The sequence below is a fragment of the Cellvibrio sp. QJXJ genome, assembly GCF_024452345.1.
Lineage (GTDB): Bacteria > Pseudomonadota > Gammaproteobacteria > Pseudomonadales > Cellvibrionaceae > Cellvibrio.
The window spans coordinates 3882037-3894051 of sequence record NZ_CP101662.1; the positions used below are offsets into that span (position 1 = coordinate 3882037).

The following is a 12015-nucleotide window of genomic DNA, read 5'->3' on the forward strand; positions in this document are numbered from 1 at the left end:
TTTACTGCGCTGGGGAGGCCTGGGTGCGAAACACCAGTTTGCCTTCGGAAAAAATGCTGTCGCCCTGATGATAGCGAAATTTCACCGCGCTGCTGTCTGCTGCAACACTGTAGTCGAGACTTAATTGCAAACTCTGCCCGGGCAGTATTACCTGCTGGAATTTCAAATTGTCGATGCGGATAAAATTATCGCCCAGTGGAAATAGGTATTGGGCCAATTCGCCAGCCCAGTGGGTTTGTACGACTCCTGCGACTACTGGTTGCTGGGGAAAGTGACCTTCCAGCCAGAGCATTGCGTGGTTAATCGTTATATCTATAACACACTGGTTTTCCGTGCGATTGATGCCGTCAAACTGCGGCCAGTGCGCTGTTGCAAAGGCGGTGCGCAGCTGGGCAAGGGGGCTTGGATTGCTCATGGGTTATTATCGATTGAGTTGTCTTGCGGTGTAATTATGGGCGCCATGATACTCCAGCACCGGAGCTAACCCAATTGTTATAACTCGGTGTTGCCCGCCGCCTGATCGCGGTATTTGTGGATGTAGTAGCGGCGATAGCTGTATTCCAGCGCAAAAAATACCGCGAAAAAAACATAGGAGAGCAGGCCGCTGTAGAGCGCCCAGCTTTTCAGGCTGGCAAAAAAGGCGAGGTAAAGTGCAACCAGGGCATTGCCCACCAATAGCACTGCCCATATCGCGGTTAACACCCGGGTATAGGCTTTGGCGCGGGGGGTGATAGTTTCACCGGCAAGGCGTGCGAGGCGCTCAATCAGGCTTTCCGGGGCGCGCAAACTGAGCGCAAAAAACAGTGCCATACAGAGGCTGATTAATACCGGGTAGAGTTTTAGCAGCAGTTCGCTGTTGGCAATTAATAGCGCCAGGCTGTAGGCGAGTGCCACCAACAGCAAGCCTAGCTCAACATGGGTTTGCGCCTGCCCCTGACGGCGTGCGGCGCCGAATTTGGCCAGTGCCAGCACCGCCAGTACCAGTGCAAATAACGCGGGGCTGATGTGTTGTATGCCCAGATAAACCAGCAGCGGGTAGGCGATGGAGACAAGCACCAGTATTAAGCTGAGCAGGGGTTTCATGGTGGCAATTTTTTCCTCTGGCAATCCGATCAGCAGTATAGGGTGGGCGCAAGAATAAAAAACCCTGCCGTAGCAGGGTTGGTGAGCGATTGTGATTAACGCGTAATCGGGCGGTAGTCGTCCATCTCCCGGTGGGGCATGGGCGTCCAGTTATCGGCCGGAACGGGTGGAATTGGTGCCGGGCTTGGCAGCGCTGGTTGTTCCTGCGCAAGCAGCTGGTTCATGTGGGTTAACACCGGGTCTTCGCTGGTTTCGTTCGGGGTTACGAAAATTTTATGCGCGCGCGCGCCGCGCCCCCAATCCAGGCTGCTGGAATAGCGCACCAGCGGCGCCGAGAGGACCAGCCCCGTGAGCACTGGTAACAGCCACCAGAAAAAAATAGGCGCATAGATGTAAGTCACGCAACCCCAGAGCAAGGCGGCGAAGGTCATTTTGGAGGTGCGTGCGATACATTCCCCCCAGGGGAGCAGGCGGCCTTCGCGCTCCTGTGAATCCCAGTTCACTTTAAAACCGAGCAGCACTGAAATCACAAAATAGGCGTGATAGATCATCATGATCGGGGCGATTAATACCGCAAAAATTGTCTCGATAATGGTGCCTTTAATGATCGCCCGCGCCCCGCCAAATTGTTTGCGGCGGTGGGTGAGGGTAACTATGACCCCGAGCAACTTTGGTCCCATCAACAGCAGGGTAGTGAGCAAAATCAGCGCAATAATTAGCTCGGTTTTGGCGATTGGCCAGTTGGGGTAAAGCTGGTGAATATCGGTAAAGTAGACATTGGCGTTAATGGCGCGTACTACGGCGTCGGCGGTACTTAGCACCAGCATCAACATCCAAATCAGTGATGTGATGTAGGCCACGGCGCCCAATAAAAAGTGCAGGCGGCTAATGGGGTGCAGGTCTTTGGTGTCGATAATGCCCAGATGCTGGATGTTGCCCTGTACCCAGCGGCGGTCGCGTTTGGCGTAGTCGATAATATTGCACGGCACTTCCTCGTAGCTGCCCTCCAGATCCGCCAACAGGAACACATCCCAGCCTGCGCGGCGCAGCATGGCAGCCTCGACAAAATCGTGACTGAGAATATCGCCACCAAAGGGGGCTTTACCTGCCAGCGTCGGGAGACCGCAGTGATCGATAAAGGCGCACATGCGGATGATGGCGTTGTGGCCCCAATAGTTGGCGGCATCGGTCTGCCAGAAGGCGAGGCCGGTGGCGAGCATGGGGCTGTAGAGCACGGCGGCAAACTGCACGAAACGACCAAAAAAGGTGGTTTGGCGCACAGGGATAGGAATGGTTTGAATCAAGCCGCAGCGCGGGTTGGCCTGCATGGCGCGCACCATTTTCAGCAGGCAGTCACCGGCCATAATACTGTCGGCATCGAGCACAATCATCTGCTCGTAGTTGGCGCCCCAGCGCTGGCAGAACTCGGCGAGGTTGCCCACTTTGCGGCCAATATTTTTTTCGCGGCGGCGATAAAACACCTGCTGGCCTAAATCGCCCAGACGCTCCTGCAGCAGTTGCCAGGCATCGCGTTCGGCTTGGGCGATGTTCAGGTTGGTGGTGTCGCTGAGCAGGAAAAAATCGAACTTGGCTATCTCACCCGTTTTTTCCAGCGAGCGCAGCGTCGCCTCAAAACCGGCAATCACGCGATGGGTATCTTCGTTGTAAACCGGCATGACGACGGCGGTACGGGTGATGATGGGCGCGTCATCGGCAGCGAGGTTTCTGGTGGATTTAAGGCTGAGCGGGTCGATGCGCAGCATCTGCAGCACAAATCCAAACGCACCGCTCCAGAAGGCCAGGCTGAGCCAGGTAAAGCTGATCCCAAACAGCACCAGAATAATAGTTTCCAGGGTGTTGAGTTCGTTGGCGCTGAGGATATCAAACATGATGTAAACCCCGCTGACAGCAGTCAGCAGGCTCAGGATCACATAGATATAGCGGCGCAGCGATTTGCCCGGGATGCGAATGGCATCCGCAGGCACTTGTGTCAGGTCGGCGGGTGAGCGCAGGTTTTCGGTCATATTAAATGGCATCCGGATACCAGACATAACTCCATACTTCACTCAGGCGCTGGTCGCGCAACTTCAGGTAGAGGCGCATGTCGGCGACGTTGTTACCCTCTGGTTCCAGCTTGAATGAGGCGCGCCAGGTACGGCCATCGGGCAATTGGCGCACACTCAGTTCGCTAATGGTGCCGGACGATTTCTGCAGCTCAGCCACCAGCGGTGAATCGGTAGAGAGGTTTTCCAATTCGCCGCCGCGGAAGTCAATTACAAATTTGCGTTTGCTCACGGGCGGTGGATTGGCCTGACCCGGGTTGGCGCCCCAGCCGATACGGGTGCGGATTACTTTGGCGCCAACATTTTCCGGAAGATGATCGTCAAAGCTGCGCAGGCGATATTTATAGGTGGCGCTGCTACCGGCTTTCATTTTTTTGGCAGGCACCCAGTAGGCAACTACGTTATCGTTAGTTTCACTGTCGCTGGGGATCTCCACCAACTCGGCGCGACCTTTACCCCAGTCCCCTTCGGGCATAATCCACATGCTGGGACGCTTCTCGTAGCGCGCTTCCATATCCATGTAGTGATCAAAATCGCGGTCGCGCTGCAACAGGCCAAACCCGCGTGGGTTCTCATCCAGCATGGAGGAAACCCGCAATTGGCGATGGTTGCTGATTGGGCGCCAGATCCACTCACCGTTCGATGCTGCCATCAACAGACCGTCGGAATCGTGAACTTCGGGGCGGAAGTCATCCACAAAGCGCGTGTGGTTTTCACCCCACATATACATGCTGGTGAGTGGGGCAACGCCTAATTTTTGGATGTCTTTGCGCGCAAACAGGCGCGCTTCAACGGCCATTTCTGTGGGCGCACCCGGCATGATTTCAAAGCGATAGGCGCCAGTGATGGATGGGCTGTCGAGCAGGGCGTAGATCACCACGCGGGTGTCCGTGGGCGCGGGTTTTATTAACCAGAACTCGCGGAACACCGGAAATTCTTCACCTTTGGGTTCGGCGGTATCTATCGCCAGCCCGCGCGCTGATAAACCATAGGCGAGGCCCGGGCCTACCATGCGAAAGTAGGAGGCACCCTGGAACACCACAAACTCATCTTTGTAATCATTGCTATTGAGTGGGTAGTGAATGCGGAATCCGGCAAAGCCGATATTGTTTGGCGCCACGCCGGCAAGTGGTGCGGCGGGGCCGTCGTAACTGAAAAATTCTTGTTTGAACTGCACAAATGAATCCGGCGTGTCATTGGCCATATGCAGGATTATAGGTTCGCGATAGAGGAAGCCGGGGTGAAACAGCTGCAACTCAAACAGCGACTCCTTGTGCCAGATGGCGGCTTCAGGACGGAAGCGGATCGCGCGGTACTGATCGTAATCCATGTTGGCCAGCGCATCGGGAATATTGGCCTCGATGGGTGCGTAGTCACGTTTGGCCAACTTTTGTGCGCGCGTTGCAATGGCATCGAATAACGCAGGGGCGGCTATATCGCTTGCGGCAGCAGGTGCTATCGCCGGTGCCTGCACCGGGGCAGTTTGTGCCGCAGCCAACCCGCTCCCCAAACCCAGTGTACAGCTGACCACCAACCCGAACAGGCGCGCACGTGCGCTGGGCCCAGTCTCGGTTTTTTTGTCGTTACACAAGATGCTCATCCAGTTTACTCCGCATTGGATTTTTAAAGTTAATCGTAGAAAAGTTTGTCTGCCCTGTCTTGATGCCGGGGGCGGGTATTGAAAAAAAGGGGAATAATGCATCGCCATTGATCAATGACACGAGAGGTTATTAAGCGCGGCGCATTGTAAACCATCTGTTACTAAAAATAGCGGCTTTCACGCACAGCTCAAGGCTTTTTTTGCGCTCGGGATAAATCGGCGTGGTGCTTCGCTCGTGGCCTATGGCTGTTTCAAAAAATCGTATTATTGCTAAATAGTCTTTGCGCTTGGTTTGCCATCAACTTAACTCAATCATAGAGCAGTAGAAAGGAGGTAAGTGATGCCAAATTTAGCGGAACAAACAGTTGCACCCCAACCCAAGCTCTTGCCTGTTGTGCGGCGGGTTATTGAGCAGTTGGATGCGCTCTATATGGAAAGTGCCGGTAGTGTTAAGGCCAAAAGTCAGCTGGCCGATGTCTACTCGCATTGGCTGGCTGGGGGGCGAACCGGGCCATCGGGATTGCGCTACTACGTACAGGCCTTGGGTGCGCAGCTGGGGGATGAGGATTCCCGCACGGTATTTGCCGAAGCGGCAGAGCGGGTGTTGATTCATTTGCAGTCGGGTTATGCCAACTGACAAGCCAGTATTTTTTGTATAAACCGGTTTATCTCGCAGCCAGAGATAGCCGGTTGTTTACGTTGAGGTGCTACACTCCAAAGCATGACTCTTTTTTGTGTTGGTGCGATGAGTGAAATGCCAAGCATAAGACGCTACATGCGCGAAAATCCCATAGCAGCACGGCTGTTAGGGCTCATTATTATCAGCAGTTCTATTATCACGTTGGTTGCCGTTTTGCTGCAGCTGCACAGCAATTTTAATGACGATATCGCCGCGCTGGAAAAACGTATCGATCAGGTGCGGATTAGCACTCTCGCGAGTATTACCAAAAGTTTGTGGGGGTTTGACCAGGAGCAGCTGAATATCCAAATCCACAGTGTGCTCGCGGTGGATGATGTAGTGCAGGTTCGGGTTATTTGGCACGATTGGAACAACGCTGAACAGACGCTGGTTGCCAGCAATAATATTTACGATCCCAAAGACCTTGAAACCAAACGCAGTCAGTTTCTGGTGCGCAGTTATCCGCTTATCTACGAAGATGCCAGTACCCCACAGCAGCAGCTGGGAGTGCTCACGGTTACGGCCAGCCTCAATAGTATTTATGACAAGTTGTGGCAGCGCGCTGTATTTATCGCTTTGGTACAGGGCACCAAAACCCTGGTTATTGCGCTGTTTATCGTCTGGTTAGTGCACACCCTGCTCACTCGCCATATGAAGGCGGTTGCCAACTATGCGCGCAACCTCAATTTGGAAACACTCACCAAACCGCTAAAACTAAAACGCCTGAAAGTAAATTCTGCGCCCGATGAACTGGATAATGTGGTCAGTGCGATCAACCACATGCGCGAGACATTACTTGACGATATCGAGCAGCGCCATGCAATTGAAATCGCGCTGTTAACCGAGAAAGAAGAAAAGCTAGAAACCCGTCGCCAAAAAAATGCAGCGGAAGATGCCAGTCGCGCCAAGAGCCAGTTCCTCGCTACTATGAGCCATGAAATTCGCACGCCTATGAACGGTGTAATTGGCATGCTGGAAATGCTGCGCGATACGCCGCTGGATGACAATCAAAAACATTACATCGATGTTATTCACCGCTCGGGTGAAACCTTGCTCACCATCATTAATGACATTCTTGATTACTCCAAAATTGAAGCCGGCAAAATGGAGTTGGAGGAGACCACCTTTGAACTCGATGAATTGGTCGAAAACTGCGTTCAATTATTTGGGGCTACGGCCAATAAACGGCAAATAGAACTCTTTGGTGGCCTATTGCCCGGTGTGCCGCGTTGGTTGCGCGGCGACCCAACACGCTTGCGTCAAATTATTATCAATCTGCTGGGTAACGCCTTTAAGTTCACCAGTGAAGGTTTTATTTCACTGCAGGTCAGTGTTTTGCAGCAGTTGGATAATGATCGGGTAGAGCTGCACTTCGCGGTGCAAGACAGTGGCATAGGTATAGATATGTCCAGCGCCGGCAATTTGTTCGACTCTTTCAATCAAGCCGATGCATCCACTACGCGCAAATACGGTGGCACCGGGTTAGGTTTGGCGATTTGTAAAAGCCTCGCGGAGTTGATGGGTGGCAAAATTGGTGTCGAGAGCGAAAAAGGCCGGGGCTCAACCTTTTGGTTCACGGTCAGGTTGGCGCAGGAATCGGTCTGCGATTTGACGAGCGCACCCCCTGAAAAAAGCGAGCATTTGCTGCGTAATAAAAAACTTTTGTTAGTCGAAGGCGGCGTGATGCTCGCTGAGTTTATCGCCCGCTGCTGCAAAGATTGGGGGGTAAATGTAGAGGCTGCACGCTCGGCAAAAACAGCATTGGCACAACTTAAACATGCCATGCACTCCGGTGAGCCATTTGATTTTGTGGGTGTCGATTATTCCCTGCCGGATGCCAGCGGCCTGGAATTTGCCCAATTACTGCGAGATGTACCGGAATTTAGCGAACTGCCGCTATTTATGTTTAGCCCCGGCGATGTGTATCACGACCAACTGCAATTGCGTCGCCTGGCTGTTCACTCCGTGGTGCGCAAGCCCATTTCAATGAAGCTTTTACAGCGCGAGCTGATCGCCCTGTCAGGTCACGAAGCCGCCCCGGAATTACCCAGTGAGCGCAATAAACAGCAGGATCTGGCCAAGTTCTCCCATTTGCGGGTATTGGTTGCCGAGGATAATCCGGTGAATCGCATGGTGATTAAAGGGCTGCTGGGCAAGCTCAGCATAGTTCCTGTATTCGCGGAAAATGGTGTTGAAGCTTGCGATGCTGCACAGCAGCAAAAAAATCGGTTTAACCTGGTTTTGATGGATTGTGAAATGCCGGAAATGGACGGCTTTGAAGCGACTCGCAGCATTCGCGATTATGAGCGGCGCGAGGGATTAACGCCCATTCCCATTATCGCCCTCACTGCCCATGCCCTGCAGGAACATCGCGAAGCAGTATTCGCCTGTGGCATGAACTACTACTTATCCAAGCCCATCACGCTGGATACACTCTATGCTGCATTTGACGCTGCAGGACTTTTATCGCCGCCCACATAGGGCGCCCCTATAGTGGTGATTGGTTTTTTCTCCTTGCCTGTGTTCGGGTCAATCCTTATGATGGCGATCACTAATTGGGTACGCCCACCACCAGCTAACCTATAGGTTTGGAGTTATTTATGAGTAGTGATGCAATCGTTCATGTTAGTGATGCCAGCTTCGAGCAGGATGTATTAACAGCAGATTTGCCTGTGCTGGTAGACTTTTGGGCAGCTTGGTGCGGCCCTTGTAAAATGATCGCTCCTATTCTTGATGATTTGGCTGAGCAATTCGAAGGCAAAATCAAAATCGCCAAAATGGACGTAGATGCCAACAAAGATACCCCGGCTAAATTTGGTATTCGCGGTATTCCTACGCTGATTATTTTCAAGAACGGCGCGGCTCACGCGACCAAAGTTGGTGCACTGAGCAAACCACAATTGGTTGATTTTATTAATTCATCCATCTAATTGCTCCGGGCCATCGCAAGATGGCCCAATTTGTTTTTGCACTTACAGATTTTTATCGCTATACTCCGAACATCCAATGTTTGTTCCTCTCCGAATCTCCTTCCCGATTCTAAAAACACAGACGAACAAACTCTAAATTCCCTGCTGTTGTTCTTGCCCCGGTATCTGACACGCGAATAAACCAATCGACCAGTTTTCTGCTAACAACAAATGAATGGACTTACCTATGTCCATCATGGAATCAAAGCTGGTTAACTAACTATCCGCAGAATTCTCGTCAGATTCCCTTGCAAACCGCGCAGCATAAATGTGTTTAGTTTTCTACAAACGTTTAATTTTCTAAAAACAATATCGCTCTCGCGATCATCTGCAATAAACCTACATCCATCTATAAAGTCTTTCCTATGAATCTAACCGACCTTAAAAAGAAACCGATTGAAGAATTAATTGATATCGCCCATGAAATGGGATTGGAAAATATCGCCCGCTCGCGCAAACAGGACATTATTTTTAATATCCTCAAGCGCCACGCCAAAGGCGGAGAGGATATTTACGGGGACGGGGTTTTGGAAATTTTGGTGGATGGATTCGGATTTTTACGCTCAGCCGACAGTTCGTATCTTGCAGGTCCCGACGATATTTATGTTTCACCCAGTCAGATTCGCCGCTTTAACCTGCGCACTGGCGATACCATCTCTGGCAAAATTCGCCCCCCCAAAGAAGGTGAACGCTATTTTGCCCTGTTGAAAGTTAACGATATTAACTTCGACAAACCAGAAAACTCCCGCAATAAAATTCTGTTTGAAAACCTCACGCCGCTGTTCCCCAATATTCGTCTGCCGCTTGAAGCGGGCAATGGTTCTACCGAAGACCTCACCGGTCGTATCATCGATTTGATTGCTCCCATTGGTAAAGGTCAGCGCGGTTTGATCGTGGCGCCACCGAAAGCCGGTAAAACCATCATGATGCAAAATATTGCGCAGGCGATTACGCGCAATAATCCCGAGTGTCATTTGATTGTATTGCTGATCGACGAACGCCCGGAAGAAGTAACTGAAATGCAGCGCTCAGTGCGCGGCGAAGTGGTTGCTTCTACTTTTGATGAGCCACCTGCACGTCACGTACAAGTGGCCGACATGGTGATCGAGAAAGCCAAGCGTTTGGTTGAACACAAAAAAGACGTAGTGATTCTGCTCGACTCTATCACCCGTTTGGCGCGCGCTTACAACACTGTGATTCCTTCATCCGGTAAAGTATTGACCGGTGGTGTGGATGCGCACGCACTCGAACGTCCAAAGCGTTTCTTTGGAGCTGCGCGTAATATCGAAGAGGGCGGCAGCTTGAGTATTATCGCCACTGCACTGGTTGATACTGGCTCCAAGATGGACGAAGTAATTTACGAAGAATTTAAAGGTACCGGCAACCTGGAATTGCATCTTGATCGCAAAATTGCGGAAAAACGTATTTATCCCGCAATCAACGTGCGTCGCTCCGGTACTCGCCGCGAAGACTTATTGATGAAAGAAGATGAGTTGCAGCGCGCCTGGATTCTGCGTCGTTTGTTGAACGATATGGAAGACGTTGCCGCAACAGAATTTTTACTCGATAAGTTGAAAGATTTCAAAACCAACGACGAATTCTTTATGTCGATGAAACGCAAGTAATCCCTCCCAGCCTCCCCCTTGAATAGGGGGAGGTTGTGTGTTGATTTAAAGTTGTAGCTTGTAGCCCGTATGGAGCGCAGCGTAATGCGGGAAATTCAAACCCGTATTTACTGCACTCGATACGGGTTTTTCTTTTTTTACAGTGTTCTTTTTTACTTTTATTTTTTAACAGTTTTTATAATTTCGATTTTTTTAACTTTGGCTTTACGACTCGGGTTGTCAAGAATATGAAATACAAAGACCTAAGGGATTTTATCGATTTGCTGGAGGCGCGCGGTTTATTAAAACGCATCAAGCAAGAAATCGACCCCAACCTTGAAATGACTGAAATTTGCGACCGCACGCTGCGCGCCGGTGGCCCAGCGTTGCTGTTTGAAAATCCCAAAGGTTATACCATTCCGGTGCTGGCCAACTTATTTGGCACCCCCGAGCGAGTGGCTTTGGGCATGGGGCAGGAGTCGGTAAGTGCGCTGCGCGAGGTGGGCAAGTTGCTCGCCTTTTTAAAAGAGCCGGAACCACCTAAAGGTTTTAAAGATGCCTGGGATAAATTGCCTTTATTTAAACAGGTATTAAATCTGGCTCCCAAAGTATTGGGCAAAGCCCAGTGTCAGGATGTGGTGCTGGAAGGCGATGCCGTCAATTTGGATCTGTTGCCAATTCAAACTTGTTGGCCGGGTGATGCCGGGCCCTTGGTGACTTGGCCGCTTGTTGTTACCCGTGGGCCGCACAAAGAGCGGCAGAACCTGGGTATTTACCGCATGCAAAAAATCGGTAAAAACCGGCTGATTATGCGCTGGCTTTCCCATCGCGGCGGTGCGTTGGATTTTCGCGAATTTCAAATTCAAAACCCCGGCAAAAATTATCCCGTTGCAGTTGCTCTCGGTGCTGATCCCGCAACTATTCTTGGAGCGGTAACACCAGTGCCGGATACTTTGTCTGAATACGGTTTTGCCGGATTGTTGCGCGGCGATAAAACCGAAGTGGTGAAATGTATCGGCAACGATTTACAAGTACCCGCATCGGCCGAATTTATTTTGGAAGGCTATATCGCACCCAATGATTTGGCGCCCGAGGGGCCATTTGGCGATCACACCGGTTATTACAACGAAGTGGATAATTTTCCGGTATTTACCGTCGAACGTATTACCCATCGCCGCGATCCTATTTATCACAGCACCTATACCGGTCGTCCGCCGGATGAACCCGCTATTCTCGGTGTGGCACTCAACGAAGTGTTTGTGCCGATTTTGCAAAAACAATTTCCGGAAATTGTGGATTTTTATTTGCCACCCGAAGGCTGTTCTTATCGCATGGCCGTCGTCACTATGAAAAAACAATATCCCGGTCACGCCAAGCGGGTGATGATGGGGGTGTGGAGTTTTCTGCGGCAATTTATGTACACCAAATTTGTGATTGTCACTGACGATGATATTAATGCGCGCGATTGGAATGATGTGATCTGGGCGATGACCACGCGCATGGACCCGGCGCGCGACACAGTGATGATTGAAAATACGCCGATTGATTATCTCGATTTTGCCTCGCCGGTTTCCGGTTTGGGTTCCAAAATTGGTTTTGATGCCACTAACAAATGGCCCGGTGAAACTGTGCGTGAATGGGGCACACCTATTGTGATGGATGAACAGGTAAAAGCGCGGGTTGATGAGATCTGGAATGAATTGGGCATAGATTTGCCATCCGCCTATTAATAACCGGAGTGTGCGATGAGTTTGCAAGAAGAGTGTTTTCTCGATTGCCCCTACTGCGGCGAGCCGATCAGTGTGCTGGTGGACTGCTCGCTGGAGCAGCAAACCTATGTGGAAGATTGCCAGGTCTGCTGCCAGCCAATGGTGTTACAGGTGACAGTTGATGAAGAGGGTATAGCAAGTGTTTACGCCCAGCGTGAGGATGAATAGCTGCTAGTATCTGTAATCGATAACCTTGGTTTTAAGCGGTTTATGGGTTATAAAACTTTTGGTGTGTCTGTCGGTAGCTG

General features: G+C 51.2%; 10 protein-coding genes. 6 read left to right on the plus strand and 4 right to left on the minus strand.

The window, feature by feature from the left end; translation table 11 throughout:
• Position 1: 1 nt before the first annotated feature.
• From NNX04_RS16735 to NNX04_RS16750, 4 genes are all read right to left on the minus strand, one after another.
• Positions 2-415 carry an ApeI family dehydratase gene (locus NNX04_RS16735; protein WP_261946526.1) on the minus strand — a complete coding sequence of 138 codons (414 nt, stop codon included), beginning with the start codon at positions 413-415 and terminating at the stop codon, positions 2-4.
• Between the two features lie 77 nt (positions 416-492).
• A complete protein-coding gene (locus tag NNX04_RS16740) occupies positions 493-1083 on the minus strand; it encodes a hypothetical protein (RefSeq protein ID WP_261946527.1) in 591 nt (196 codons plus the stop codon).
• Between the two features lie 95 nt (positions 1084-1178).
• Entirely contained in the window at positions 1179-3134 is a 1956-nt protein-coding gene (gene mdoH / locus NNX04_RS16745; RefSeq protein WP_261946528.1) for a glucans biosynthesis glucosyltransferase MdoH, read from the minus strand.
• The gene (locus NNX04_RS16750) at positions 3109-4746 is read right to left on the minus strand and encodes a glucan biosynthesis protein (protein ID WP_261946529.1); all 1638 of its coding nucleotides are present in this window, start codon (positions 4744-4746) and stop codon (positions 3109-3111) included. The genes mdoH and NNX04_RS16750 overlap by 26 nt, the downstream gene beginning before the upstream one ends.
• Before the next feature lie 340 nt (positions 4747-5086).
• Between NNX04_RS16750 and NNX04_RS16755 the strand changes: the two genes are divergently transcribed.
• From NNX04_RS16755 to NNX04_RS16780, 6 genes are all read left to right on the plus strand, one after another.
• Positions 5087-5383 (plus strand): hypothetical protein, encoded by a 297-nt coding sequence (locus NNX04_RS16755; protein ID WP_007638217.1) that lies wholly within the window; start codon positions 5087-5089, stop codon positions 5381-5383.
• 84 nt (positions 5384-5467) lie between these two features.
• Complete coding sequence (locus NNX04_RS16760) at positions 5468-7906, plus strand: response regulator (protein WP_261946530.1); 2439 nt, start codon at positions 5468-5470, stop codon at positions 7904-7906.
• A gap of 119 nt (positions 7907-8025) precedes the next feature.
• Positions 8026-8355 (plus strand): thioredoxin TrxA, encoded by a 330-nt coding sequence (gene trxA / locus NNX04_RS16765; RefSeq protein ID WP_040390936.1) that lies wholly within the window; start codon positions 8026-8028, stop codon positions 8353-8355.
• Between the two features lie 404 nt (positions 8356-8759).
• The gene (rho, locus tag NNX04_RS16770; protein WP_007638212.1) at positions 8760-10019 is read left to right on the plus strand and encodes a transcription termination factor Rho; all 1260 of its coding nucleotides are present in this window, start codon (positions 8760-8762) and stop codon (positions 10017-10019) included.
• Between the two features lie 227 nt (positions 10020-10246).
• Positions 10247-11728 (plus strand): 4-hydroxy-3-polyprenylbenzoate decarboxylase, encoded by a 1482-nt coding sequence (ubiD, locus tag NNX04_RS16775; protein WP_040391213.1) that lies wholly within the window; start codon positions 10247-10249, stop codon positions 11726-11728.
• Positions 11729-11743: 15 nt separating this feature from the next.
• On the plus strand, positions 11744-11935 hold the full coding sequence (locus tag NNX04_RS16780; RefSeq protein ID WP_007638210.1) for a CPXCG motif-containing cysteine-rich protein: 192 nt from the start codon (positions 11744-11746) through the stop codon (positions 11933-11935).
• Positions 11936-12015: the final 80 nt, after the last annotated feature.